The sequence below is a fragment of the Microbacterium sp. 1S1 genome, assembly GCF_008271365.1.
Classification (GTDB): domain Bacteria; phylum Actinomycetota; class Actinomycetes; order Actinomycetales; family Microbacteriaceae; genus Microbacterium.
The window spans coordinates 571,571-595,847 of the sequence record NZ_CP043430.1 but is presented as its reverse complement, the minus strand read 5'-3'; the positions used below and the strand labels follow the sequence as shown (position 1 = coordinate 595,847).

General features: G+C 71.1%; 25 protein-coding genes. 14 read left to right on the top strand and 11 right to left on the bottom strand.

What is annotated here, in order from left to right; translation table 11 throughout:
• Nucleotides 1-89: 89 nt before the first annotated feature.
• The 3 genes from FY549_RS03070 to FY549_RS03060 all read right to left on the bottom strand — a co-directional run bounded on the left by FY549_RS03070 (nucleotide 90) and on the right by FY549_RS03060 (nucleotide 2,415).
• Nucleotides 90-722 (bottom strand): metal-dependent transcriptional regulator, encoded by a 633-nt coding sequence (locus tag FY549_RS03070; RefSeq protein WP_149083781.1) that lies wholly within the window; start codon nucleotides 720-722, stop codon nucleotides 90-92.
• A gap of 71 nt (nucleotides 723-793) precedes the next feature.
• A complete protein-coding gene (locus FY549_RS03065) occupies nucleotides 794-1,093 on the bottom strand; it encodes a hypothetical protein (protein WP_149083780.1) in 300 nt (99 codons plus the stop codon).
• A 20-nt stretch (nucleotides 1,094-1,113) separates the two neighbouring features.
• Nucleotides 1,114-2,415 (bottom strand): Nramp family divalent metal transporter, encoded by a 1,302-nt coding sequence (locus FY549_RS03060; RefSeq protein ID WP_200838632.1) that lies wholly within the window; start codon nucleotides 2,413-2,415, stop codon nucleotides 1,114-1,116.
• 81 nt (nucleotides 2,416-2,496) lie between these two features.
• Here FY549_RS03060 and FY549_RS03055 point away from each other — a divergent pair, with 81 nt between their 5' ends.
• Nucleotides 2,497-3,162, top strand: coding sequence for a TrmH family RNA methyltransferase (locus FY549_RS03055; RefSeq protein ID WP_149083778.1), 666 nt, complete (start codon nucleotides 2,497-2,499; stop codon nucleotides 3,160-3,162).
• Nucleotides 3,163-3,262: 100 nt separating this feature from the next.
• Here FY549_RS03055 and FY549_RS03050 read toward each other — a convergent pair whose 3' ends face one another.
• Nucleotides 3,263-4,582, bottom strand: coding sequence for an MATE family efflux transporter (locus FY549_RS03050; protein ID WP_149083777.1), 1,320 nt, complete (start codon nucleotides 4,580-4,582; stop codon nucleotides 3,263-3,265).
• A 94-nt stretch (nucleotides 4,583-4,676) separates the two neighbouring features.
• On the opposite strand from FY549_RS03050, the gene FY549_RS03045 reads away from it, so the two are divergent.
• The gene (locus FY549_RS03045) at nucleotides 4,677-5,225 is read left to right on the top strand and encodes a DUF1992 domain-containing protein (RefSeq protein WP_149083776.1); all 549 of its coding nucleotides are present in this window, start codon (nucleotides 4,677-4,679) and stop codon (nucleotides 5,223-5,225) included.
• Between the two features lies 1 nt (nucleotide 5,226).
• Here FY549_RS03045 and FY549_RS03040 read toward each other — a convergent pair whose 3' ends face one another.
• Entirely contained in the window at nucleotides 5,227-5,706 is a 480-nt protein-coding gene (locus FY549_RS03040) for a DoxX family membrane protein (protein WP_149083775.1), read from the bottom strand.
• Complete coding sequence (locus FY549_RS03035) at nucleotides 5,703-6,155, bottom strand: DM13 domain-containing protein (RefSeq protein WP_149083774.1); 453 nt, start codon at nucleotides 6,153-6,155, stop codon at nucleotides 5,703-5,705. The genes FY549_RS03040 and FY549_RS03035 overlap by 4 nt, the downstream gene beginning before the upstream one ends.
• Before the next feature lie 158 nt (nucleotides 6,156-6,313).
• Between FY549_RS03035 and FY549_RS03030 the strand changes: the two genes are divergently transcribed.
• The 5 genes from FY549_RS03030 (at nucleotide 6,314) to FY549_RS03010 (ending at nucleotide 11,908) form a co-directional block, all read left to right on the top strand.
• Nucleotides 6,314-7,012 carry a response regulator transcription factor gene (locus tag FY549_RS03030; protein ID WP_149083773.1) on the top strand — a complete coding sequence of 233 codons (699 nt, stop codon included), beginning with the start codon at nucleotides 6,314-6,316 and terminating at the stop codon, nucleotides 7,010-7,012.
• On the top strand, nucleotides 7,009-8,166 hold the full coding sequence (locus FY549_RS03025; RefSeq protein ID WP_149083772.1) for a sensor histidine kinase: 1,158 nt from the start codon (nucleotides 7,009-7,011) through the stop codon (nucleotides 8,164-8,166). Before FY549_RS03030 ends, FY549_RS03025 begins: the two co-directional genes overlap by 4 nt.
• A 45-nt stretch (nucleotides 8,167-8,211) precedes the next feature.
• Nucleotides 8,212-10,197 (top strand): M13 family metallopeptidase, encoded by a 1,986-nt coding sequence (locus FY549_RS03020; RefSeq protein WP_149083771.1) that lies wholly within the window; start codon nucleotides 8,212-8,214, stop codon nucleotides 10,195-10,197.
• Between the two features lie 112 nt (nucleotides 10,198-10,309).
• Nucleotides 10,310-11,275: a serine hydrolase gene (locus tag FY549_RS03015; RefSeq protein WP_149083770.1), complete on the top strand. Its 966-nt coding sequence runs from the start codon at nucleotides 10,310-10,312 to the stop codon at nucleotides 11,273-11,275.
• 234 nt (nucleotides 11,276-11,509) lie between these two features.
• A complete protein-coding gene (locus FY549_RS03010; RefSeq protein ID WP_149083769.1) occupies nucleotides 11,510-11,908 on the top strand; it encodes a hypothetical protein in 399 nt (132 codons plus the stop codon).
• 93 nt (nucleotides 11,909-12,001) lie between these two features.
• On the opposite strand, the gene FY549_RS03005 is transcribed toward FY549_RS03010, so the two are convergent.
• A complete protein-coding gene (locus FY549_RS03005; protein ID WP_149083768.1) occupies nucleotides 12,002-13,444 on the bottom strand; it encodes an MFS transporter in 1,443 nt (480 codons plus the stop codon).
• 55 nt (nucleotides 13,445-13,499) lie between these two features.
• Between FY549_RS03005 and FY549_RS03000 the strand changes: the two genes are divergently transcribed.
• Nucleotides 13,500-14,120, top strand: a complete 621-nt coding sequence (locus FY549_RS03000; protein WP_149083767.1) for a hypothetical protein — start codon at nucleotides 13,500-13,502, stop codon at nucleotides 14,118-14,120.
• 48 nt (nucleotides 14,121-14,168) lie between these two features.
• Nucleotides 14,169-14,858, top strand: a complete 690-nt coding sequence (locus FY549_RS02995) for a GNAT family N-acetyltransferase (protein ID WP_149083766.1) — start codon at nucleotides 14,169-14,171, stop codon at nucleotides 14,856-14,858.
• 12 nt (nucleotides 14,859-14,870) lie between these two features.
• Here FY549_RS02995 and FY549_RS02990 read toward each other — a convergent pair whose 3' ends face one another.
• Nucleotides 14,871-16,340: a peptide MFS transporter gene (locus FY549_RS02990; protein WP_149083765.1), complete on the bottom strand. Its 1,470-nt coding sequence runs from the start codon at nucleotides 16,338-16,340 to the stop codon at nucleotides 14,871-14,873.
• 115 nt (nucleotides 16,341-16,455) lie between these two features.
• Here FY549_RS02990 and FY549_RS02985 point away from each other — a divergent pair, with 115 nt between their 5' ends.
• Both FY549_RS02985 and FY549_RS02980 read left to right on the top strand, forming a co-directional pair.
• Nucleotides 16,456-17,841: a glycine--tRNA ligase gene (locus FY549_RS02985; protein WP_025104883.1), complete on the top strand. Its 1,386-nt coding sequence runs from the start codon at nucleotides 16,456-16,458 to the stop codon at nucleotides 17,839-17,841.
• Nucleotides 17,842-17,887: 46 nt separating this feature from the next.
• Nucleotides 17,888-18,580 carry a hypothetical protein gene (locus FY549_RS02980; protein ID WP_149083764.1) on the top strand — a complete coding sequence of 231 codons (693 nt, stop codon included), beginning with the start codon at nucleotides 17,888-17,890 and terminating at the stop codon, nucleotides 18,578-18,580.
• 97 nt (nucleotides 18,581-18,677) lie between these two features.
• On the opposite strand, the gene FY549_RS02975 is transcribed toward FY549_RS02980, so the two are convergent.
• The 3 genes from FY549_RS02975 to FY549_RS02965 all read right to left on the bottom strand — a co-directional run bounded on the left by FY549_RS02975 (nucleotide 18,678) and on the right by FY549_RS02965 (nucleotide 21,231).
• Nucleotides 18,678-19,103, bottom strand: a complete 426-nt coding sequence (locus tag FY549_RS02975; RefSeq protein ID WP_149083763.1) for a DUF1801 domain-containing protein — start codon at nucleotides 19,101-19,103, stop codon at nucleotides 18,678-18,680.
• Nucleotides 19,103-19,693: an HhH-GPD-type base excision DNA repair protein gene (locus FY549_RS02970; protein ID WP_149083762.1), complete on the bottom strand. Its 591-nt coding sequence runs from the start codon at nucleotides 19,691-19,693 to the stop codon at nucleotides 19,103-19,105. The genes FY549_RS02975 and FY549_RS02970 overlap by 1 nt, the downstream gene beginning before the upstream one ends.
• 236 nt (nucleotides 19,694-19,929) lie before the next feature.
• A complete protein-coding gene (locus tag FY549_RS02965) occupies nucleotides 19,930-21,231 on the bottom strand; it encodes a glutamyl-tRNA reductase (RefSeq protein ID WP_187614911.1) in 1,302 nt (433 codons plus the stop codon).
• A 72-nt stretch (nucleotides 21,232-21,303) separates the two neighbouring features.
• Between FY549_RS02965 and hemE the strand changes: the two genes are divergently transcribed.
• The 3 genes from hemE (at nucleotide 21,304) to FY549_RS02950 (ending at nucleotide 24,269) form a co-directional block, all read left to right on the top strand.
• Entirely contained in the window at nucleotides 21,304-22,326 is a 1,023-nt protein-coding gene (gene hemE, locus FY549_RS02960; protein WP_149083761.1) for a uroporphyrinogen decarboxylase, read from the top strand.
• Nucleotides 22,327-22,374: 48 nt separating this feature from the next.
• Entirely contained in the window at nucleotides 22,375-22,638 is a 264-nt protein-coding gene (locus tag FY549_RS02955) for a metalloregulator ArsR/SmtB family transcription factor (RefSeq protein ID WP_149083760.1), read from the top strand.
• Nucleotides 22,639-22,730: 92 nt separating this feature from the next.
• Nucleotides 22,731-24,269 (top strand): protoporphyrinogen/coproporphyrinogen oxidase, encoded by a 1,539-nt coding sequence (locus tag FY549_RS02950; protein ID WP_149083759.1) that lies wholly within the window; start codon nucleotides 22,731-22,733, stop codon nucleotides 24,267-24,269.
• Nucleotides 24,270-24,277 lie beyond the last annotated feature (8 nt).

Genomic DNA, 24,277 nt, shown 5'->3' with positions numbered 1-24,277 from the left:
TCAGCCTAGAGGCCTGCGTTTCCTTTCGAATCGCCTGATCGACCCCCTCCCGGGACGATCTGCCGCAGAGTGCGCGATTCGAACCGGGGTCAGGCCGACAACCACACCACGTCGCGGGCGGCGGGGGGCAGCGGGGACGCAGCGCCGTCGACGGAGATGCCGGAGAGCGTCACCGTCACGGTCGTGCCGACGGCGAGGCCCTGGGCCTCGAGGATCCGCAGCAGCTCCGGGTCGCGGTCGTCGACCCGGAGCACGCGTCCGGTGTGCCCGTCCGGGGCATCCGCGAGCAGCACGAAGGGCTCCCGTTCGATGCGGCCCTCCGCGTCCGGGATGGCGTCCCCGTGCGGGTCGAAGCGCGGTCGTCCCAGGCGCTCGTCGATGCCCTCGAGCAGGCGATCGCTGATGGTGTGTTCCAGGACCTCGGCCTCGTCGTGCACCTCGTCCCACCCGTACCCGAACTCCTGCACGAGCCAGGTCTCGATGAGGCGGTGGCGGCGCACCATCGCGAGGGCGCGGGCCGTCCCGGCCTCCGTCAACCGCACTGCGCCGTAGGGCACGTGCGACACGAGCCCCGCTGCGGCGAGCTTCTTCACCATCTCCGTGACCGACGACGGGGCGATGCCGAGCTTGGCCGCCAGGACCGAGGGGGTGATCGGCGCATCCTGCCACTCGGTGTGCGCGTAGACGGTCTTCAGGTAGTCGTCAGCTGCCGGGGATGCCACCCCACCACTTTACGGCGCGGTCCGGTCTCGGCCTTCGCGGACCGCGTCGCGCCGGGGGCTCGCGGCCCGAGTCAGGCGCCCGAGGAGCCGAGCAGGATCACCGTCGCCTGCCCCGCGAAGAACAGGACGAGGAATCCGAGGAGGGCGGCGGCGAGCGACAGGCGCCCGTCGAAGCCCTCCACCTCGGCGATGCCGACCTTGCGGGCGCGGAAGGCGAGGATCAGTGTGGCGACGCCGAGGGCGAGCTGCACCCAGGGGCTGCCGGGGCCGATCACCTTCGGGAAGGCGATGAGCAGGCCACCGATCACGCCGGTCGCGAAGCCGCTCCAGGTGAGGAGACGGACGGTACGGCGGGCGGATTCGGCAGACATGCTGTCGAGCCTATCCGCCGTCACGCCCCCGTCAGCACCAGCCACAGCAGGGCCGCGTTCAGGGCGATGAGGAGCACCGAGGCGACGACACCGGCGACCGTCGTCCACACCCGGTTGACCCAGACTCCGAGCGTGCGGCGCTGCGCCGTGAGGACGACCAGGGGGATGAGCGCGAACGGAATCCCGAACGACAGCACGACCTGGCTGAGGACGAGCGCGAGCGTAGGGTCCACCCCGATGCCGAGGATCACGAGCGCGGGGATCAGGGTCACCAGTCGGCGGGCCAGGAGCGGGATGCGCACGTGCAGTAGTCCGTGCATGATCTCCGCGCCCGCGTAGGCGCCTACGGAGGTCGAAGCGAGGCCGGAGGCGAGCAGCCCGACGGCGAAGAACGTGGCCACGGCCGGACCGAGGCCGGTGGCGAGGGCGGCGTGCGCGCCCTCCAGTGAGTCGGTGCCCGGGACGCCCGCGAGGTTCGCGGCCGCGAGCAGGAGGATACCGAGGTTCACGGAGCCCGCGATGACCATCGCGATCGTCACATCCCAGCGCGTCGCCGTGAGCAGCCGCCGGATCCGGGAGGTCTTCGTGCGGGCAGCCTCCTGCGTGGTCGCCGCGGTGGCTGCGCCGAACCGGTCGCGGGCGAGTGACGAGTGCGCGTAGATCGCATGGGGCATGATCGTCGCCCCGAGGATCGAGGCGGCCAGCAGCACGGAGCCCGTGTCCTGGAAGCGCGGGACGAGGCCGCTCACGATGCCGGCCGGATCCGGCGGCGCGAAGAACAGGCCGGCCAGGAAGCCGACCGTGATGACGAGCATGAGCCCGATGATGACGAACTCGAACGGTCGGGCGCCGCGACGGCTCTGCACCGCGAGCAGGGCCATCGACACCGCCCCGGTGAGGAGGCCGCCCCACAACAGCGGGATGCCGAAGAGCAGGTTCAGAGCGACGGCGCCGCCGATGACCTCGGCGAGGTCCGTCGCCATCGCCACCAGTTCCGCCTGCATCCAGTACGCGCGGCGCGCCCACGGCCGCCGCAGCCGCTGGCCCAGGACTTCGGGGAGGCTCTGACCGGTGACGACCCCGAGTTTCGCGGAGAGGTACTGGATCAACCAGGCCATGACGTTGCCGGCGACGACCACCCAGACGAGCAGATAGCCGTACTGCGCTCCGGCCGTCATGTTGCTCGCGACGTTGCCCGGGTCGAGATAGGCCACGCCGGCCACCAGTGCCGGCCCGAGCAGCCACAGCAGGCGCGGCGGAGCGGTCCGGGCCGGAGCCGCCGTCACGAGAGAACTTTTAGGCACACCGAAACCGTAGCGCATTTTTCGGTGTGCCTAAAGAAATCGGAGAGCTCTCGGCGGGGTCGCACCGGGAGCCCTCCGCGACGGCGATAGCCTGGCGGGATGGATGCGCAGCACCCCGAGAGCACGGATCTGACCGCACCCGGCGGGTCGCTGGCGCAGCCCGGATACGGAGTCGGTCCGTGGCCGGGCGGCCCCGCGTCCTGGCCCGAAGGGGACCAATACGATCCCGAGCTCCTCGCGCAGGGCGACACCCGCAACGTGATCGACCGATACCGGTACTGGCGCATGGAGGCGATCATCGCCGACCTGGACACCCGCCGGCACCCCTTCCACGTCGCGATCGAGAACTGGCAGCACGACATGAACATCGGATCGATCGTGCGCAGCGCCAACGCGTTCCTCGCGGACACGGTCCACATCATCGGTCGCCGCCGCTGGAACAAGCGGGGGGCGATGGTGACCGACCGGTACCAGCACGTCGTGCATCACGAGGACATCGCCGCTTTCGCCGCCTGGGCCGGCGCGAAGGGCCTGCCGATCATCGCGATCGACAACGTCGACGGTGCCCTGCCGGTCGACCGCGCCGACCTGCCGCGCTCCTGCGTCCTCCTCTTCGGTCAGGAAGGGCCGGGGCTGTCGCCGGAGGCCCTGGCCGCGGCCTCCGGTCACATCGAGATCACGCAGTACGGCTCGACCCGCTCGATCAACGCGAGCGCCGCCGCCGCGGTCATCATGTACGAGTGGTGCCGCCGCCACGCGTCGTGACCGGGAGGCGTGCTCGCTCAGACGGGATCGATGCCGAGCAGGTCGCGGCTGCCCGCTGCCGACCGAGAAGAGGTCGTCTCTTCCGTCGGCCGTGGAGGAGTCACGCCGAGACGGCGAGCCACCGTCCCGACCGCACCCGCCAACCGAGCGTCGCCAGCCGCGCGAGCAGGTACACGCCGAAGAAGGCGACGGCCAGCCACACGAGCCCCGCGGTGCCGTCGACGCCTGTCGCGGCGATGATGCCGAGCGCAGGCAGGAAGGGCACGAGGTTCAGACCGCCAGCGATCGCCAGGTAGCGGGCGTCGTTCGCCCCCATGAGCACCCCGTCGAGAACGAACACCACGCCGGCGATCGGCTGCGCCACCGCGAGGACGAGGAGAGCGGGCTGCACCACCTCCGCCACAGCCCGGTCGCCCGTGAAGACGATGCCGAGCACCCCGGACGATGCCGCGATGAGCGCCCCGACCAGCACGCCGAACCAGGCCCCCCATGCGACCGTCCGCGCCAGGACGCGCCGCACCTGCTGCTCGTCTCCGGCGCCCAGCTCCTTGCCGATGAGCGCCTGCGCGGCGATCGCGAGCGCGTCCAGCGCGAAGGCCGCCGCCGAGAAGATGGTGAACACGATCTGCCACCCGGCGAGCTCCTCCGTGCCGATCCCGGTCGCGACGCCCACGGTGGCGAGCAGCGCGACGCGGAGGCTCACCGTACGCAGGAGCAGCCACCCGCCCGACGTCGCCGTCTGGCGCAGACCGTCACGCCGGGCGCGCAGTGACGCGCTATGCCGAGACGCGAGGCGCCGGACGACCAACGCGTACGCGGCGACCATGCCCCATTGGGCCGTCACCGTCCCCGCCGCAGAGCCTGCGATGCCCCAGCCGAGGCCATAGATGAAGAGCCCGTTCAGCACCGCGTTCGCGCCGAAGCCGAGGCCCGCGATCCACAGGGGCGTCATGGTGTCCTGCATTCCGCGCAGGAGTCCGGTGGCGGCGAACACGATCAGCATCGCCGGCAGACCCCACATCGAGATCACGAGGTACTCGTTGGCCTGTGCGGCGACCTCGGCGCTCGCCCCGAACAGGGAGACGAGCCAGGGGGAGGACACGGCCCCGACGACCGCGAGCACGGCGCCGAGGCCGAGTGCGAGCCACATGCCGTTGATCCCCACCGAGACCGCCTCTCCCGGCCGGCCGGCCCCGAACCGCCGCGCCACAGCGGGGGTGGTGGAGTACGCGAGGAACACCATGAGCCCGACGATCGTCTGCAGCACCGCACCGGCGATGCCGAGGCCGGCGAGCGGCACGGTGCCGAGGTGTCCGACGAGGGCCGCGTCGACGATGAGGAAGGCCGGTTCCGCGATGAGCGCGCCGAGAGCGGGGACCGCCAGACGCAGGATCTCGCGGTTCAGGGAGCGGGCGGCCATCCTCCGAGCCTAGGACGTGCTGCCGGCCTTCGAGGCCGCTGCCCCCCACCGGACGTACAGTGGAGGAGGAGCTCCGAGCGGACGGAGGCGCATCATGACCGATCCCCGCGAAGCCGCTGCGCGCTATCGGGCGCGACAGCAACAGGGCGGCAGCGACGCGGACGACGCCGAAGCGGGCGCGCCTCCGGGCGCCGCGGCGGCGGTGGATCGGGCCGCGTTCGTCGAGTCCGCCATCCAGGTCGCCATTCGTCGCGGCGACTTCGACGATCTGCCCGGGGCGGGGAAGCCGCTCGAAGGGCTCGGGGACCACCACGACCCGGACTGGTGGATCCGCCGCAAGATCGAGACCGAGGGTTTGACCGGGCTCGGGCCGCCGGCCATCCTGCTGCGGACCGAGGACCGCGAGCTGGACGGCCAGCTCGACCTCCTGGGCCGGGAGTCCGACGTGCGCGACGTGCTCGACGACTTCAACCGCCGCGTGCGGGAGGCGCGGCGGCAGCTGCAGGGCGGGCCTCCCGTCGTGACGCCCCTGCGCGATGTCGAGGCGGAGGTCGCCGCGTGGCGGGAGCGCCGGGCGGTGCGGCCGTCTCCTCCCGAGAGCCCTCCCCGGCGCCGACGGTTCGGGCGCCGGCACCGGGGGTGACTCAGACGCCCGGTCCCTCCACCGGACGCCTCGCCCGACGCGCCCGTATCGCGCCGTCCACCCCGAACCGCCCGGAGGCGGCGACCAGCAGCACCATCGCGGACAGCACCACCATCACGGGGTACTGCGTGATCAGCTGATCCGCGCTCCAGTAGAGCGCCAGGGTTCCGACCGACACGAACGCGGCCATCCGGGTGAGCAGCCCCGACACGAGGAGGACGCCCAACCCGACCTCCAGTGCCGGGACCGCGGCCCCGAAGAATGCCGACGCCGAGGACATCGCCGTCCCGATCGGGGCGAAGAAGTCCGGCACCCTCGTGTTCCCCTGCGCGCTCTGCGCCACGAGCTCGATGTCGGCCGCGCCGAACCCCGCGCGGTACTTCAGCGTCCCCTCGACGAGCCACAGGACGCCGACCGCCACCCGGGCGGCTGCTCCCAGCAGCGAGCCGACCAGGAGGCGGGCGGATCGTGGCGCGGTCATGACAGCTCGGCTGCTCCGAAGACCGCCTTCGCCTTGTCGCAGTAGATCACGACGTGCGAGTACTCCCCGGTCTTCACCCCGTCCAGTGCGAAGGACTGCGTGGCGGTGTCGTAGGAGACCGCGTCGACGAGCATCCCGTCGGCGATCGCGGCCTCGTCCGTCCCGGTGGTGAGGTACACGTGCAGGTCGGGTCCCTCGTCCGAGGAGAACTCCGAGAGCATGACCTCGGCATCGGACACCGAGACCGTCCCGGCCACTTTCTTGCCGTTGAGCCCGGCGAACTCCCCGGTCTTGGCGGTCGTGTCTTCGGTAGCCGCCTTGTTGTCCGCCGTGCTCTGCGATGCGGAGGAGGACGGCGCGGACGAGGTACCCGAGTCCTGCGGGCTGCAGGCGGCGAGGGAGAGGGCGAGCCCGACCGCAGCGGTCGTGGTGAGAAGGATCTTGCGCATGAGGATCTCCTGTTCGGTGAGAGACGAGCCCGCAGCGGCAGGTGCCGGTCGGGCGTGCTGCAGAGCACGCTACGAAGCGGTCGAGCACGGCGGGGGGGTCCTTTCAGAACCGTAAGAATCGCGGAAGACCTCCCGCCGTGCGGGCTACTCTCGTCCGCATGGAGAGCGAGGTCAGCGTCGCGGTCGTGGAGGACGACCCCACGGTCCGCGAGGCCGTCGGAGAGTACCTGCGGGCGCAGGGCTATGCGGTGTCGAGCTTCGGCGACGGCGTCTCGGCGCGCAGAGCCCTGCGAGACGCCGTGCCCGACGTCGTGATCGTGGACCGCATGCTCCCCGGGATCAGCGGTGACGAGCTCTGCCGCGAGCTGCGCGCCGCGTCCGCCGTTCCGATCATGATGCTCACGGCACTCGGCGAGGTGGAGGACCGCATCGATGGCTTCGCGTTCGGCCTCGACGACTATCTCGCCAAGCCGTTCTCGATGCGGGAGCTGTCGATGCGGGTCGCGGCGCTCGTCCGTCGATCGAGGGCCGCGCAGGCGTCGTCTGGGGAGCTCCGGAGCGGCGCGTTCGTGATCGACCTGCTGCGTCGGCGTGCGTGGGTGCGCGGACAGGAGATCGCGCTGACGGGAAGGGAGTACGACCTGCTCCTCTTCCTCGTGCGCAATGACGACCGGGCGCTGGGCCGCGAGGAGATCCTGCGCGAGGTCTGGGGGTGGAGCGTCGGGGAGCGCTCGACCGTGACCGTGCACGTGCGGCGTCTCCGCGAGAAGATCGAGGAGGACCCGCAGGATCCTCGCCACCTGCTCACCGAGTGGGGCGTCGGCTACCGTTTCCGAGCGACGGGGGAGAGCCGATGACGGTGCTGTCCGGTGCGGTCATCCTGCAGATCGTCGGGACGAGTCTGCTGGTCGCGATCGGCGTCGCCGCCGTCGCCCTGTTGCTGCTGAGAGCCCTGCGCGGCCGCGGGCTGCGCGCACAGTTGATGGTCGTGGCGAGCGCGGGCACGGTCGCCATGGCGGGCGCCGTGGTCGCCATCGCGCTCCAGATGTACCTTTCGTCGCATGACCTGACGATCCTGCTCACCGTGATCGTGGTGTCGCTGGTGCTCGGCCTGGGGATGGCCTGGTGCATGGCACGAACGGTGCGAGCCTGGATCGCGCACTTCTCGGCGTCGCTCGGGAGGATCGGCCGGACGGACGCCCCCGTGGGCGGAGCCGCTGCCTCCCGCGAACTCGCCGATCTCTCGGCGCAGCTGACAGCCGTCTCGGCCGAGGTGGACGCGGCCAGGGCAGAGCTCGTGCGGCTGGACTCCGCCCGCCGGCGATTCTTCGCCTGGATCTCCCACGATCTGCGCACCCCGCTCACGGCCCTGCGCGTGCTCGCCGAGGGCATGGAGGAGGGGGCCGCGGTCGCGCCAGAGCGCTTCGCCGGCCAGGTGCGGGGGCAGGTGGAGACGATGAGCCGGATGGTCGACGACCTCTTCGAGCTCTCGCGCCTCACGTCCGGCGCAGTGCAACTCCAGACGGAACAGGTGATCCTGCGGGACGTCGTGTCCGACGCGGTCGCGGATGTCGCTGCCGCCGCGGCGAAGCGCGACGTCCGGATCGTGGAGCGGGGGATCGCGGGACCGGTGCTGTGGGCCGATCCTCACCAGCTCGGCAGGATCGTGGTGAACCTGCTCACGAACGCCGTCCGGCACGCGCCGCCGGGGACGGAGATCGTCCTGTCCGCCTCGATGATCGACCGGGATCGTCTCGTGCTGGGCGTGCTGGATCAGGGGGCCGGCGTGGCGGTCGAAGACCTGGACCGGATGTTCGACGTCGGCTGGCGTGAGGACACGGCGCGCGCGACGGCAGGCGACGACGGGGTCGCCTCGGGGGCGGGACTCGGGCTGTCCATCGCCAGGGGACTGGCGCGCGCGCACGGCGGTGATGTCTTCGCCGAGCACACCGCCGCAGGCTTCCGCATGAACGTGTCCCTCCCGGTGGGCGTTCCCGGACGCGCGGAGTGAGGTCTTCTGGACACCGTGGGGGACCCCGGCCATAGGCTGGAGCGCATGACCGACGTGCTTCCCGCGGGCCTCGCGCTCGACGACCTCAGCCCCGACATCCGCCCGCAGGACGATCTGTATCGTCACGTGAACGGCGCGTGGATCGCTCGCACCGAGATCCCCGGCGACAAGGCCCGTTGGGGCTCCTTCCACCTGCTGGCCGAGCAGGCGGAGAAGGACGTGCGCGCGATCGTCGAGGAGTCGCAGGAGGCAGCGGAGGGGACCCTCGCCCGCAAGATCGGCGACCTGTTCGCGAGTTTCATGGACACCGAGCGCATCGCCGCCGCCGGTGTGACCCCGCTGGCCGAGACCTTCGCCGAGATCGACGCGATCGACGGCATCCCGGCGTTCCTGCGCACCGTAGGCGCGTACGACCGGGAAGGCCGCGCGGCCGTGATCGGTCTCTATGTCGACGGCGACCCGGGCGACCCGGAGCGCTACCTCCCGGTGCTCGTGCAGGCCGGGCTCTCCCTGCCGGACGAGAGCTACTTCCGCCTCGACACGTTCGCGGAGACGCGAGCGGCGTACCGGGAGCACCTCGAGCGCCTGCTCCGGCTGGCCGGAGTCGCCGACGCCGCGGCGCAGGCCGAGCGTGCCATCGCGCTGGAGACCGAGCTCGCGGGGCATCACTGGGACAACGTGCGCAGCCGCGACGCGGTCGCCACCTACAACCTCAAGACCTGGGACGAGCTCCAGACCCTCGCCGGCGTCGACCTCACCCCGTGGCGCGAGGCCGTGACACCGAGCAATCCGCGGGCGTTCGACGAGGTCGTCGTCTCGCAGCCGAGCTTCTTCGAAGGACTCGGCGGTCTTCTCACCGCCGAGCGCCTGGACGACTGGAAGGCCTGGCTGCGCGCGAAGGTCGTGCACGCGGCGGCGCCGTACCTCACCGACGACCTCGTCCAGGAGAACTTCTCGTTCTACGGCACCCAGCTCACCGGGGTGCCCACGATCCGCGAGCGCTGGAAGCGGGGCGTCTCGGTCACCGAGGGTGCACTGGGCGAGGCGATCGGCAAGGTCTACGTCGAGCGGCACTATCCGCCGACGGCCAAGGCCGCGATGGACGAACTCGTCGCCAACCTCGTCGAGGCCTACCGGCAGAGCATCGAGACGCTGGAGTGGATGACCGCCGAGACCCGGGAGCGGGCGCTCGCGAAGCTCGACGCCTTCACCCCGAAGATCGGGCACCCCGAGGTGTGGCGCGACTACTCGGCGCTCGAGATCGACCGCGCCGACCTTCTCGGCAACGTCCGCCGCGCGGCGATCTTCGAGCACGACCGCAACATCGACAAGGTCGGGAAACCGATCGACCGCACCGAGTGGCACATGCCGCCGCAGATGGTGAACGCCTACTACAACCCCTCGATGAACGAGATCGTGTTCCCCGCGGCCATCCTCCAGTACCCGTTCTTCGACGCCGGGCGCGACGCCGCAGCGAACTACGGCGGGATCGGGGCGGTGATCGGACATGAGATCGGGCACGGCTTCGACGACCAGGGCAGCCGGTACGACGGTGAGGGCCGCCTGCAGGACTGGTGGACCGACGCCGACCGCGCCGCCTTCGAGGAGCGCACCAAGGAGCTGATCGCGCAGTACGACGCCCTCGTGCCGGAGGGTCTCGACGCCGAGCATCATGTGAACGGCGCCCTCACCATCGGCGAGAACATCGGCGACCTGGGCGGACTCGGCATCGCTCTGAAGGCGTACGAGCTGTCGCTGCGCACGGATCCGTCGGTCCCGGAACCTGTCGAAGCGCCGGTCATCGACGGGTATACGGGCGTGCAGCGGCTGCTCCTCTCCTGGGCGCAGGTCTGGCAACAGAAGAGCCGGGAGGCAGAGACCCTGCGCCTCCTGACGATCGACCCGCACTCGCCCAACGAGTTCCGTTGCAACCAGATCGTCCGCAACATCGACGCGTTCTACGAGGCCTTCGGCGTGACGGAGAAGGACGCGCTGTGGCTCCCGGAGTCCTCCCGGGTGACCATCTGGTGACCATCCTTCGGACTCTGTGAGGTGCATCCCGGCGGTGGGGTTACGATAGCCCTGCCGCCGGGGAGCTCCTCCCCGGATGTGCTGCCTCCCTCCCCCTCCTGAAGGACCACGCGTGGGTGCGATCGACCCTGGTGACGCGTTCCGGAACCCTGCGGCTCCCGGAGCGTCCGGGGGTGCGCCCGAGTCGTCGAGCGGACGCCGATCGCACCGTCCCGGAGCCCGCCGTCTGCCCCGTCGCGTCGCGGTGGGACGCCGGTCGTTCACGTCGACGCTGAAGGCTCTCGAAGGGCTCGCGAACGCGGGGGCGCAAGTGTCGGTGCACGTGGTCGACCTCGACTCCCACGTGCATGTCCTGGCGGGGGACGACCACGTCACGATGCCCGTCGCGGGGCTCGGCGTTGTCCCGCTGCTGATCGAGGTCGCGGCGGCGTTCGAGTCGGGCGCCCTCGACCCGCTGGAGATCGTCGAGCGCTCGAGCGTCGAGGCCGTCGAGAGCTCCGGCCTGTGGCGGCATCTGCGGGCCCCGGCGCTGCCCTTGGAAGACCTCGCCGTGCTGGCCGCGACCGCCGGCGACCCGATCGCCGTGAACATCCTGCTGCAGAAGGTGGGGCACGACCGGGTGCGCGAGCGCATCGAGGGACTGGGGTTGCGGCGCACCGCCCTGCTCGACCGGTTCCGTGATCGCCGCGGTCCCGACGACGCCCCGCAGGTCGCGGTGGGGTCGGCGCGCGAGCTCGCGGGTCTGTTCTCCGCCCTCGTCAACTCCCAGGTCGTGGACGCCGCCGTCAGCGCGCAGGTGTCGGAGTGGCTCAGCCTGAACCAGGACCTCAGTCTCGTGGCCGCCTCGACCGGACTCGACCCCTTCGCCCATGAGCACGACGCTCACGGCCTGCTCTTCGTGAACAAGACCGGCCGGGACCGGGGCGTGCGCGCCGAGGCCGGTGTGCTCGCGGGACCGCGGGCCGGTGTCGCCTACTCCCTGATCGTGTGCTTCGACGACCTGTCGATCAGTCACCGCCTCCGCGCCCACGACGCCTTCCGCGTGCTCGGCGTGGAGCTCATGGAATACACGCACTGACCCGCGCGGGAACACAGGCATCCGCGCGGCACCAGGCGTCCAGGGTGGCCAGGAGCCTGATGTCCCGCGCTCGCCTGTACTCGCGCGTTCCGCTGTTCGCGCGTCCCCTGGACCCCGCGCGGGAACACAGGCATCCGCGTGGCATAAGGCGTCCAGGATGGCCATGAGCCTGATGCCCCGCGCTCGCCTGTTCTCGCGCGAGCACCGGACCCCGCGGGAGGCTAGCATCGGGGGATGCTTCATACGGGGACGCCGCACCGCCGGGATGACGGCGAGCTGCTCGGCTGGATCCATCCGGAGGGCGCGGACTGGGTCGCCGTCGACGTGCTCGGGCGCAGGGTCTCCGGTCCGGGCGAGTGGCTGGACGCGGAGGCCGCGCTGGAGGAGCACGGTATCGCGTGGCTCGCCGATCCGTGGATGCTCGAGGGAGTGGATGACCTCCCGCTCCGGGTGCGCATCGTCGAAGTCACACCGGACGAAGACGGAGCTCCGGGGCGCATCGTCGTGAAGATCGACGACTTCGGGGACATGACCCGACCCGCGACCGCACAGTTCACTCTGCCGTGGCCGCTTCCGGACCAGCTGCGGCCGCCGCGTGCCGACGACCCGGATCCGCGCACGATCTCCCGGTGAGACCGGCCGCCGGATGTCGCAGACTCGCCGCGTGGCGCACGCTGTCCTGGAATCCCTGCGACCGCGACGCGAATCTGCAACACGCGACAGGAGTCAGCCCGGCAGCGAGGGATGCTGTTCGGTGGCGCGGCGCCGGGGGATGAACAGCGACAGCACCACGGCCACGATGCCGGCGGCGATCGCGAGCCAGAAGCACACCTCGAACGCGGCCCTCGTCGGTACGGCCACGCCGCCGACGTCGACGCTCATCGCCGCGAGCACGCCGCCCATCACGGCCGAGGCCGTCGAGGTGCCGACGGAGCGGAACAGCGCGTTGAGCCCGTTCGAGGCCCCGGTCTCGTTCGCCGGGACGGAGCGCATGATGATCATGGGCATCGCGGCGAAGGTGAACCCGATGCCGACGCCGATGAAGATGTTGGCGACGAAGATGTGCCATACCTCGGTCGACCACAGCAGCACGAAGACATAGGCGAGCACGATCGCGATGGCGCCGACCGTGAACAGCGGGCGCGGCCCCACGGTGCGCTCCAGCCACCCGGACAGCGGCGAGATCACCATCATCACCAGCCCCGCCGGCATGATGACGAGCGAGGCCGCCACCATGTCGAGTCCGAAGCCGGCGCCGCCCACCGTCGGCATCTCCAGCATCTGCGGGAACGTGACGTTCGAGGCGAACAGGGCGAAGCCCATGCCGATGGCGGCGATGTTCGTGAAGAGGACCGCGGGCCGGGCAGCGACCCGCAGGTCGAGCAGCGGGTCCTTCGTGCGCAGTTGATACCAGCCCCACACCAGGAGCACCGCGACACCACCGATCACGCACACGAGGGTGAGGGGCGCCGTCCACCCCCACTCGGCGCCACGGGACACGAACAGCAGGAGACCCGTGAGTCCGATCGCGAGTCCGATCGCGCCGGGCACGTCGAGGCGTCCGGGGGAGCGGAGCACGTCCTCGGGCACCACGGCGAGCACCAGGAGCAGCCCGAGCACCCCGAGGGCGGCGGCGAGCCAGAACAGCATGTGCCAGTCGGCGTTCTCGGCGAGCAGCGCGGCCACCGGCATGCCGATCGCTCCGCCGACCCCCATGGTCGCGCTCATCAGGGCGACCGCGGTGCCGAGACGCTCGGGCGGCAGCACGTCGCGCATGATCGCGATGCCGAGGGGGACGACGCCGGTCACGGCCCCCTGGAGCGCGCGGCCGATGATGACCCCGACGATCGAGCCGGACACCGCGGCGATGACCGACCCCACGATGAGGATGGCGAGGAGCGCGATGACGACCCGGCGCTTGCCGTACATGTCGCCGAGGCGGCCGGAGATCGGCGTCGCGACGGCGGCCACGAGCAGCGTGATCGTGACCACCCAGGTGGTGTCCTCGCGGGCGGCGTTCAGCAGCTGGGGCAGCTCGGCCTGCAGCGGCACGACGAGAGTGAACATGAACGACGAACACAGACCCGCGAACGCCAGCACCGCGATGATCGCCCACCGCGGAGGGGTACGGGAGAGGCGTTTCCTGGCTCTGTCGTCGTTCGCACCCACCGGCTCAGGCTATCGGCGTTCCCGGGGCCCGGGGCCGATGTGGTTGCATGGCCGGATGACCGACGACATCGCGCCCGCGCAGCACCCCGCTGACTCCGCCTACCACCGCCGGCTCCCGATCGGCGAGGTGCTCGACGCCTCGGTGCTCGGTGAGGGCCTGCCGTGGGCGTTCGAGAGCGTCACGATGCGGCCGCTCGAGCCGATGCTCGTGCCGGAGAGGCCTCGCGCCGGTGAGGAGGACCCCGAGGCGTGCGGTCACTGCGCCCCGAGCGCGCACACCATCTGGCACGACGACCTCTGGCAGGTGCGTGCGGGGTGGGATATCGGCGGCCTGCCGTTCATCGGCGGCGTCGCGCCACGCGAGCACTGGCTCCTCGAGAATGCCCCACAGGACGTGCTCGCCGCTCTCGGACCACTGATGCAGCGCGTGTCGGAGGCGGTCAAGAGCATCCCGGGCGTCGCCCGCTGTCATTTCGGGCGCTGGAACGACGGCTCCGCGCACATGCACCTGTGGGCGCTGGCCCGCCCTGCCGGCATGATGCAGGGCCGCGGCGCGGTGCTCGCGCTCTGGGATGGGATCCTGCCGCCGCTGCCGGCGGACATGGCCGAGGACCACCTCCGCATCGTCGCGGAGGCGCTGGCCGCGGGTGGAGGCGAGGCCTTCCCACACCGCTGAGCCGGAGTCGGTTTCCGCGAAAGGGCGGAGGAGGGGCAGACTGGGTCCGTGCGAACCATCCGCGATCTCGACACCGTTGAACTCATCCTCGACGCCCAGAGCCTGCTGGACTCCATCCGGGGTCCCCAGCGTGTGGTGGACGCCGGGACCCTCCGCGCGCTGCAGCAGTCGGGCAACTACGTCGTCGGCTTCTTCGATGGCGAGGGCGACGAGGAGCGCATGGTGGGCGCCTCGATCGCCTTCTTCGGCGAACCGGCTCGCCGCGCCATGCACTCGCACATCACCGCGCTGCTGCCGGAGTACCGGGGCCGCGGGTGGGGCCGTGAGCTCAAGGAGCACCAGCGGCAGTGGGCGTTCTCCCGCGACGTCGGCCGCATCACGTGGACCTTCGATCCGCTGGTCGCCCGCAACGCGCACTTCTTCCTGACCGTGCTCGGTGCGCGCGCCACGGGCTACTCCGTCAACCGCTACGGCATCTTCGGCGGCGGCGACGCGGGAGACGAGAGCGACCGCCTCGACGTCGAATGGGCGCTCGCCGACATCGCCAAGCCCCCGGCGGTGGACGCCGTCGTGGAGACGCTGGAGATCCCGGACGACATCGAGTCGATGCGGGAGTCCGACCCGGCGGCCGCGCACGAGTGGCGACTGCGCCTGCGCGCGCAGATGGAGGGGCTGCTCGGCAGCGGTCTCACGATCGCGGGTTTCGAGACCGGTCGGGGCTACCTCTTCACGGCGTGAGCATCCGCGCGGTCACCGCACCCCGCGCATGAGTCGCAGCACCGGCTTCACGCTCAGCAGCAGGCCGATGCCGACGACGATCGCGATGCCGCCGAGGATCGAGAAGAAGGGCACCTCGTTCTCCGGGTCGTAGAACCGCACCAGCTCTCCCGAGATCGCGGTTCCGAGCGCGATCGAGAGGAAGAACAGGGCGACCATCTGGGTCCGGAAGACGGACGGCGCCAGCTTGGTCGCCGCCGACAGACCCACCGGCGAGATCAGCAGCTCCGCGACGGTGAATACGAAGAGGATGCCGACGATCGCGAGCAGCGGCGTGGAGTTCGCCCCGCCGCCGGCGAAGGGCAGGAAGAGCAGGAACGCGGATCCCATGATGATCGCCGCCAGGGCGAATTTCACCGGCGTGGAGGGCTGACGCGTCCCGAGGCGGGTCCAGATCGCCGCGAAGACGCCGGAGAGGATGATGATGAAGACCGGGTTGATCGACTGCACCCAGGACACCGGCATCTCCCAGCCGAACAGGCTGCGATCCAGGCGCTGGTCGGAGTAGATCGTCAGCACGGTGAACTGCTGCTGGTAGAGCGACCAGAACGCGACGCTGGTGATGAAGAGCGGAACGAAGCCCCAGACGCGGGATCGCTCGGTGCTGTCGATCCGGCGGCTGCTGAGGATCACCGAGAAGTAGACGACCGTGGCGACGACCGTGACCCCGATCACCAGCGCTGCCAGGTTGTCGGCACGGATGACGCCGGTGAGCACCAGTACGGCGATGAGCACGACCGCGGCACCGGCGAGGAGACCGACCAGTGCATAGCGGGCCCGCGGGAGCGGATTCGGCACCTCGCGCGCCGTGGCGGGCAGGGCCTTGCGCCCGAACGCGTACTGGATGAGGCCCAGCGTCATGCCGAGCGCCGCGAGCCCGAAGCCCCAGTGGAAGCCGAGCGTCGACTGCAGCAGGCCGGTGAGGAGCGGGCCGAGGAACGCCCCCAGGTTGATGCCCAGGTAGAAGAGCGAGAAGCCGGCGTCGCGCCGGGGGTCGTCGGCGCGGTACAGGCTGCCCACCACCGAGGTGGCGTTCGCCTTGAGACCGCCCGACCCGAGCGCGACGAGGACGAGGCCCACGCCGACTCCGACCGCACCGGGGAGCAGGGCGAGCGCGAGATGCCCCGCGACGATCACCATGGCGCTGACGAAGAGGACTCGTTCGGCGCCGAACAGGCGGTCTGCGATCCAGGCGCCGAGGATGGTGGACAGGTACACCGATCCCCCGTATGCGCCGACGATCCCGCCCGCCACCGCCTCGGGGATGCCCAGGCCGCCCTGGGTCACCGAGAAGTACAGGTAGATGAGGAGGATCCCCTGCATGCCGTAGAAGCTGAAGCGCTCCCACATCTCCACGCCGAAGATGTGCACGAGCGACCACGGCTGCCCGAAGAAGCGGGTGTCCTCGTCGCGGGAGGCGGGCGGCTGCGCGGTGGTACTCATGCGTGGGACGGTACTCTCCGGCGCTCCTTCCGGCCAGGGGGCGCGCTGCGACCACCGATAGAATGGCGGTGCCCGTGCTCACGGGCGTTCTCCGCATCCGACCATTGGAGCCACCGTGGCCGAACAGTCCCGTCTTGACAAGGTCATCGCCCTCGCCCGCCACCGCGGGTTCGTGTTCCAGGCGGGTGAGATCTACGGCGGCTCCCGGTCGGCCTGGGACTACGGACCCCTCGGCACGGAGCTGAAGGAGAACATCCGGCGTCAGTGGTGGCAGACGTTCGTGCGCGGCCGCGGCGACATGGTCGGGCTCGACTCCAGCATCATCCTGCCGAAGCGGGTGTGGGAGGCTTCGGGCCACGTGGCGACCTTCACCGACCCGCTGGTGGAGTGCCTGCAGTGCCACAAGCGCTTCCGCGCGGACAACCTCATCGAAGACTTCGAGGCGCGCAAGGGCCGGAAGGCCGAGAACGGCCTCGCCGACATCCCCTGCCCGAACTGCGGCACCAAGGGTCAGTACACCGAACCCAAGGCCTTCTCCGGTCTCGTGAAGACGTACCTCGGCGTCGTCGACGACGAATCCGGCCTCTACTATCTGCGCCCCGAGACCGCGCAGGGCATCTTCGTGAACTTCTCCAACGTGCTCACCGCGAGCCGGAAGAAGCCGCCCTTCGGCATCGGCCAGGTCGGCAAGGCGTTCCGCAACGAGATCACTCCCGGCAACTTCATCTTCCGCACCCGCGAGTTCGAGCAGATGGAGATCGAGTTCTTCACGCCGCCCGCCGAGGCGCCGCAGTGGTTCGACCACTGGGTCGAGGCGTGCTGGAACTGGTTCATCGACCTCGGCATCGACCCGGAGAACATGCGGCAGTTCGACGTGCCGGAGGAGGACCGCGCGCACTACTCCGCCGGCACCATCGACGTCGAGTACCGCTTCGGCTTCGCGGGCAAGGAGTGGGGCGAGCTCATGGGCGTCGCCAACCGCACCGACTACGACCTCTCCAGCCACAGCGAGGCCTCCGGCCAGAGCCTGACGTACTTCGACCAGGCCACGGGCGAGCGCTACACGCCGTACGTGATCGAGCCGTCGTTCGGCCTGACCCGCGCCATGATGGCCTTCCTCGTCGACGCGTACGTCGAGGAGCAGGTGCCCAACGCCAAGGGCGGCACCGACACCCGCACCGTGCTCAAGCTCGACCCGCGCCTGGCTCCGGTGAAGGCGGCGGTGCTCCCGCTGTCGCGCAACGAGAACCTGTCGCCGCTCGCCCGCGAGGTGGCCGACACGCTCCGCGGCTCGTGGGCTGTCGACTTCGACGACGCCGGTGCGATCGGTCGTCGTTACCGCCGTCAGGACGAGATCGGCACGCCGTTCTGCGTCACCGTCGACTTCGACTCGCTCGACGACCGTGCCGTGACCGTGCGCGACCGCGACACGATGGCGCAGGAGCGCGTCCCGATCGACGAGCTGCACGCCTACCTGGCGGAGCGTCTCCGCGGCGCTTGACGTGACGGTACCGGGGGGAGCCGGCGCACGGGGAGAAGCCTCGCCCGTGCGTCCGGTCGCGGCCATCGTGCTCGGGGCGCTCGCCGTGTCGTGGATGATCCTCACGGTGCTCGACCTGAGGGAGAACGACGGTGCCGGGCCCATCATCGCGATGTTCGGCCTCCCGGCGCTCGCCGCCGCGGTCATCATCCAGATCGTGATGACGCGGCTGGGGGACCGGAAACGCGTGCCGAAGGCCGTGTTCTGGTGGGTGCTCGCGGTGCTCCCGCTGGGGACCCTGGCGGGCTTCGTCGTCGCGATCCTCCGCGACCCGGACTACTTCATCGCGGACGAAGGCCCCTGGATGCTGATCTGGGTGCCGATCTTCATCGTCGTGGGCTTGCTGCTGGGAGCCCTCGTGTGGTTCTTCTTCGTGTTCCCGCTCGTCTCGCTCGTGACGGTGATCCGCCTGATCGCGCGGGGAGAGGCGAAGGGCGGCGCGCTGATCATGCCGCTCGTGCTGCTGAGCCTCGGGGTGCTCTCCATCGTCGGCGGACTCTCGATCGACACGGACAGCAGCGGTCGCGCGTCGTGGGGGTCGATCATCGCCGCGTTCCTCGGTCTCCCCGGGAACTACGAGGTGATCTGGGAGCCCGGCCTCTGGATCGTCCGGGGCATCGTCCTCGCGATCGTCCTCCTCTTCGCCGTCCCCGCCGCCCAGTCCCGCCTCCGCGCGCGCCGTCCTTCTTCCCCTTCTTGACGCCGAGACCCCGTCTTCCTGCCGAGCCCCCGTCTCGTCGACGTGTGCAAGCCGGGGTCTCGACGGCAAGACGGGGTCTCGGCGACAGCTGATGGGGTTACGACGTGACGGTCAGCCGCATTCCCTCGTCGCCGCCGGACTCCACCCAGGCGAGCGAACGCGCGAGGATGCTGCGCAGGACGTCGAGGTCGACCTGGTCGAGGTCCTTGAGGTACAGGCAGCCTGCGCCGGTCGTGTGGGGGCCGAGGGCGTCCAAAGCGTCGGCGTGGGCGTGGATGCCGTCCAGGAGGTAGATCGTGGTCGCGGACTTCCGGGGCGCGAAGCTCAGGATGCCACTGTCGCCCTCCGTTCCGGTGGGGTAGCGGTAGTGGCAGGAGCCGAACCCGATGATCGAACCCCACGTCCGCGGTTCGCGCCCGGTGAGGTCCTGCAGGAGGGCGGTCAGCGTCTCGGCATCCCGACGGCGCACGGCCGGAGACGAGCGGGCGATCAGTCCCGCGACGTCGTCCCCGGTCGGCTGCACTACTTCGCCGCCTTCGCCGCGGCCTTCATCGCCTTCTTGTGCTCGCGCACCTTCGTCAGCGACTCCGGCGAGACGATGTCGGCGACGCTCCGGTACGAACCGTCCTCGCCGTAGGGCGCCGAAGCCTCACGCCAGCCCTCGCCGGTGAAGCCGTACTGCTTGCCGAGGAGGGCGAGGAAGATCTTCGCCTTCTGCTCACCGAAGCCGGGCAGCGCCGTGAGTCTCTTGAGTACCTCGGGCCCGGTCGGCCCGGTCCCTGAGTCTGTCGAAGGACGCGTCCACAGGGCGGCGGCGTCACCGTCCCACTCGTCCACGATCGCCCGGCACAGCGTCTGCACGCGCGTGGCCATCGACCCGGGGAACCGATGAACCGCGGGCGTCTGGCGGAAGGCCTCCAGGAACTCCTCGGGATCCATGCTGGCGATCGCCGCGGCATCCGCGGCTCCCGTCCGCTGCTCGATCTTGAGGGGACCGGTGAATGCGGTCTCCATGGGGATCTGCTGATCGAGGAGCATGCCCACCAGCAACGCCAGCGGGTTCTCGGTCAGCAGGGCGTCGGCGGCGGTGTCTCCGGTGATGTGAAGGGCCATGCCTCCAGTCTCGCACCGGCGCGGTTCTCGCCTCCCCCGCATTGCATGAGTAATGCAGTCGGCAGATGACCGATGAGCAAGCACTGCGGGCTTTCCGCGAATTCGATGCGGCTTCGGCCTCAGACTGCGCGCTCATGACGTGACCGTGTGCGGACGGAGGAGGGCACTCTGGCGTCACACGGCGGTCCTCACCCGGCTCTCGCCTGTCGGCGGTGGCGTCGATGCACCTGAGCGCGTCAGGCTGTGGCGGCGTCCTCGACGGCGTCCGCCGCGGGGGTGATCCCGTACAGCGTCGACAGCGCGGCGGCGAACTCGTCCGCACGGCCGGCGGCGGCGAGCTCATGAGCCCGCACGGTCGGCGTGTGCAACAGCACACCCGAAAGGTGCCGCAGCGCCTGCTCGACCTTGCCGTCTTCGTCGCCGCGGGCGCGTGCCCGGGCGATCTCGCGCTCCAGCAGCTCGAAGATGTGCGACCGGAAGGCCACGACCGAGGGGGTCACGCTCTGGCGGGCGCCGACGACGTGGAAGGTCTCCGCGGCTTCGCGCACGACGCTGCGGGCGGCGTCCGTCGCCTGCAGCTCCTCGAGTGGGGCGTGCAGGCGGATGGTCTCCAGGTCGAGCAGCGCGACGCCCTCCAGGGCGGCCACAGCCGGGTCGACGTTCCGCGGCATTCCGAGGTCGACCACCAGTCGGCTCGGCGCACCGGTGGTGACAGGGCAGCCCGCGGCGGCGAGGCCGACCGGCAGCTGCAGGTGCTCGGGGCCCAGCACGGGCTCGGTCGCCGAGGTGCAGGTGATCAGCAGCGTGGAGTGCGCCGCCGTGCGCACGTACTCCTCGGCAGGCACCGGGCGGATGTCGTGCTTCGCGGCGAAGATCTCGGCGCGGCCGGAGGGGGAGTAGACGGAGATGTCGACGGCGCCGCGCTCACGCAGGGTGGCGAGGGTGACGGCGGCGTACGCGCCGGTGCCCACCAGAAGCACGCGCTCGGCGGACCAGTCGGCGATGCGGCTGTCGGCGAGCTCCAGTGCGAGGCGCACGAGTGAGCGGCCGGCGCGGCCGAGGGCGGTGACGTTCTTGACCTTGCGCTGCGCCTGGCTCGCGCGCTGGAACAGGCGCTCGAGCTCGGGGGAGGTGGTGCCGTCCTTGCGGGCGGACTTGAGGGCGCGGCGCACCTGGCCGGCGATCTCGCCCTCACCGGAGACGACCGACTCGAGGCCGGAGGCGACGGAGAAGAGGTGCTCCGCGACGCGGCGGCCGGAGTGGACGGCGTATGCGCCGTCGAGGTCGGCAGCGGGGATGCCGGTGGCGGACTCGACGGCCTCGATCACGGCCTCGACGCCGATGGCGCCGGCTGCGGTCACGGGCTCGTCCATCTCGACGTACGCCTCGAAGCGGTTGCACGTCGCCAGGACCACGGCACCCTGCACGCACGGCGCCATGCCCACGATGGTGGGAGCGACGTCGTCGGGGGTGCGGCTCAGGCGTTCGAGCAGTTCGAAGGAGGCGGTCTTGTGACTCGCCGTCACACACAGCAGCACCCTTCGATTGTACCCGAGCGTCCGAAGCCGGGACTCGGCGGCCGCATATGCGCCGGATGGGAGGATGGGGGCATGGCACTCTCCGACGCCCCGCTGCTGCGCGCCCTCACCGGCGACCGCCCCGCCACCGCCCCCGTCTGGTTCATGCGCCAGGCGGGCCGGTCCCTGCCCGAGTACCGGGAGCTGCGGGTCGGCACGCGGATGCTCGACGCCTGCCTCACCCCCGACCTCGCCGCCGAGATCACCCTGCAGCCGGTGCGACGGCACGGCGTCGACGCAGCGGTGTTCTTCAGCGACATCGTCATCCCGCTGCGTCTCGCCGGCGTCGACGTGGAGATCGAGCCCGGCCGCGGCCCGGTCTTCGCCAACCCCGTGCGGACGGTGGCCGACGTCGACCGCATCACCGCGATCGCCCCGGAGAGCCTGGACGGCGCCGCCATCGCGGAGGCGGTCGGCATCGTCGCCGCCGAGCTCGGCGACACTCCGGTGATCGGCTTCGCGGGGGCGCCCTTCACCCTCGCGGCGTATCTCGTCGAGGGCGGCCCGTCCAAGGAGCACCTGCGCGCCCGCGGCATGATGCACGCGGAGCCTGAGGCGTGGCACCGTCTCGCGGGCTGGCTGGCGCAGATCTCGCGACGGTTCCTCGAGACGCAGCGCGACGCCGGAGCTTCGGTCGTGCAGCTCTTCGACAGCTGGGCTGGTTCGCTCAGCCCCGCCGACTACCGCACCTTCGTGGCGCCGCACTCCCGCACGGCGCTGGAGGGTATCGGCGTCCCGACGATCCACTTCGGCGTCGGCACCGGTCCCTTCCTCGGCGACATGCGGCTGGACGGCATCGCCGACGGCGTGGGCGTCGACTGGAGGCTGCCGCTCGATGAGGCCGCCGCGATCCTCGGCCCGGAGGTGTCGGTGCAGGGCAACATCGACCCTGCGTTCCTCGGGGCGCCGTGGCCGGTGCTGGAGGCGCATGTCCGGGACGTGCTCGAGCGCGGCCGGGCGGCGCGCGGCCACATCCTCAACCTCGGTCACGGGGTGCCCCCGGAGACCGACCCCGACCAGCTCACCCGCATCGTCGAGCTGGTGCACGCCGGCTGACCTCCGTTCGAGCGCTACCTCGCCCCAGCCGCGGACCGAAGGCAGCCGTTGAGACAGATCCTGCAGGACCTCAAGGAGGGGGAGCTCGCGGCAGGGGAGATCGCGTCCCGCTTCTCTTCGAGCGGGCCCACCATCTCCCGGCACCTGAGTGTGCTGCGGCAGGCGGGCCTCGTCACCGAGCGCCGCGACGCCAACCGCATCTACTACTCGCTCGTCGGCGAACGTCTCGCCCTCTCCGTCGGCGACTTCCTCTCCACGGTCTGCCCGGAGCAGATCGTCCTCCGCGAGGTGCGCAGGCGCGGTCGGGCCTGACCTCCGTTCGAGGTGTGGCCTGTGTCCCATCCGCGGCGATTACCCGGCCGTTCGCGCGATCCGTGCACAGGTGGCGGTGGAAGGATGGGGGCATGAGCTCCGAGCGCCCCGGTCCTGCATCGTCCTCCGCCGAACCGGCGGACCTGGCCGCGCGCGCCGCCCGGACGCATGTGGTCGTGGTCGGCGGCGGCGTCGGCGGGCTCGTCGCGGCGCGCGAGTGCGCGAAGGTCGGCATGCAGGTGACTCTGCTCGAGGCGGCGGACGACCTGGGCGGCGTGATCCGGCGGGTCGACCTGGACGGTGTCGCCCTGGATGCCGGGGCAGAGAGCTACGCGACGAAGGGCGGACACGTCCGTGCGCTCGTGGACGACCTCGGACTCACGGAGCGCGTCGTGACGCCGCAGGCCGGAGGGGCCTGGCTCGCCGGGCTCCCGGGCGGCGGCGCGGCGCCGCTCCCCGCCGGAGGCATTCTGGGCATCCCCGGTAACCCCTTCCAGGACGACGTCCGCCGGATCATCGGCTGGTCCGGCGCCTGGCGGGCGTACCTCGACCGCGTCCGTCCACCGCTCACGATCGGGCATCAGCTCAGCCTCGGCCGGCTCGTCGCCTCCCGCATGGGGGAGAAGGTGCGCGACCGGCTCGTCGCCCCGGTGACGACGGGCGTCTACTCGGCCTCGCCCGACGACGTGGACATCGACGTCGCCGCCCCCGGGCTCAACGCCGCCCTCACCCGCGTCGGCTCCCTGTCCGGGGCGGTCCTGGCCCTCCGTGGCGACACCGCGTCGCGCGGCGCGAAGACGCCGGGCGCGGCCGTCGAGGGACTCGTCGGCGGGATGAGCGCGCTCGTCGACGCGCTCGCCGCCGACCTCGGTGAGCTCAGCGCGACCGTGCGCACCAACGTCGAGGTTCGGAGCCTCACGACCGACGGCACCACCTGGCGCGTCTGCGTCGAGGAGCCCGCGGAGCAGGACCCGCTGCGTCCGGACGACGGTGCCGCGATCGAGGCCGCGCGACAGGAAGCGATGATCGACGCCGACGCGGTGATCATCGCGACGTCCGAGCACGTGGCTCGGGCGCTGCTGGCGGATGCTGCGCCCGCTCTCGCATCCGCGGAGCCGGCCCCCTCTCCCGAGATCGAGATCGTGACCCTGCTGCTCGACGCCCCCGCACTGCGGACTCCGCCCCGCGGCACCGGCGTGCTCACGGTGCCGCACAGCCACACGGCGAAGGCGCTGACGCACTCCACGGCGAAGTGGTCGTGGGTGCGGGAAGCCGCCGCAGACCGGGAGGTCGTCCGCGTCTCCTTCGGTGCCCAGGGTGAACCGGCCGCGACCGCAGCAATGGACGATGAGGCAGCGATCGATCTCGCCCGCCGGGAGGCCGCGACGCTCCTCGGCGTCCCCTTGACGCCGGAGCAGGTGCTGGCCGGACACCGTGGACGCTTCGTGCAGGCGCAGCCGGCATCCCTCATCGGTTCCGGTGAGCGGCGCGCGGCGGCCCGCGCGGCCGTGCGTGCCGTCCCCGGCCTGGCGGCGGTGGGCGCCTGGCTCGCCGGGACGGGCCTCGCCCAGGTCGTCCCGGATGCCGTGGAGGAAGCGGATCGGCTGCGGCGCGCGCTGCTTTGGGACTGATCGGCGCC

Excerpts from the sequence above, each read along its gene's own strand:
- FY549_RS03035 (WP_149083774.1), bottom strand. The coding sequence starts at position 6,155 with ATGCGCAAGATCCTTCTCACCACGACCGCTGCGGTCGGGCTCGCCCTC.
- FY549_RS03020 (WP_149083771.1), top strand. The coding sequence starts at position 8,212 with ATGACCGACGTGCTTCCCGCGGGCCTCGCGCTCGACGACCTCAGCCCC.
- FY549_RS02970 (WP_149083762.1), bottom strand. The coding sequence starts at position 19,693 with ATGGCCCTTCACATCACCGGAGACACCGCCGCCGACGCCCTGCTGACC.
- FY549_RS03065 (WP_149083780.1), bottom strand. The coding sequence starts at position 1,093 with ATGTCTGCCGAATCCGCCCGCCGTACCGTCCGTCTCCTCACCTGGAGC.
- FY549_RS03025 (WP_149083772.1), top strand. The coding sequence starts at position 7,009 with ATGACGGTGCTGTCCGGTGCGGTCATCCTGCAGATCGTCGGGACGAGT.
- FY549_RS03050 (WP_149083777.1), bottom strand. The coding sequence starts at position 4,582 with ATGGCCGCCCGCTCCCTGAACCGCGAGATCCTGCGTCTGGCGGTCCCC.
- hemE (WP_149083761.1), top strand. The coding sequence starts at position 21,304 with ATGGCACTCTCCGACGCCCCGCTGCTGCGCGCCCTCACCGGCGACCGC.
- FY549_RS03000 (WP_149083767.1), top strand. The coding sequence starts at position 13,500 with ATGACCGACGACATCGCGCCCGCGCAGCACCCCGCTGACTCCGCCTAC.
- FY549_RS02950 (WP_149083759.1), top strand. The coding sequence starts at position 22,731 with ATGAGCTCCGAGCGCCCCGGTCCTGCATCGTCCTCCGCCGAACCGGCG.
- FY549_RS03040 (WP_149083775.1), bottom strand. The coding sequence starts at position 5,706 with ATGACCGCGCCACGATCCGCCCGCCTCCTGGTCGGCTCGCTGCTGGGA.
- FY549_RS03045 (WP_149083776.1), top strand. The coding sequence starts at position 4,677 with ATGACCGATCCCCGCGAAGCCGCTGCGCGCTATCGGGCGCGACAGCAA.
- FY549_RS03030 (WP_149083773.1), top strand. The coding sequence starts at position 6,314 with ATGGAGAGCGAGGTCAGCGTCGCGGTCGTGGAGGACGACCCCACGGTC.
- FY549_RS02990 (WP_149083765.1), bottom strand. The coding sequence starts at position 16,340 with ATGAGTACCACCGCGCAGCCGCCCGCCTCCCGCGACGAGGACACCCGC.
- FY549_RS03060 (WP_200838632.1), bottom strand. The coding sequence starts at position 2,415 with ATGCGCTACGGTTTCGGTGTGCCTAAAAGTTCTCTCGTGACGGCGGCT.
- FY549_RS03010 (WP_149083769.1), top strand. The coding sequence starts at position 11,510 with ATGCTTCATACGGGGACGCCGCACCGCCGGGATGACGGCGAGCTGCTC.
- FY549_RS03055 (WP_149083778.1), top strand. The coding sequence starts at position 2,497 with ATGGATGCGCAGCACCCCGAGAGCACGGATCTGACCGCACCCGGCGGG.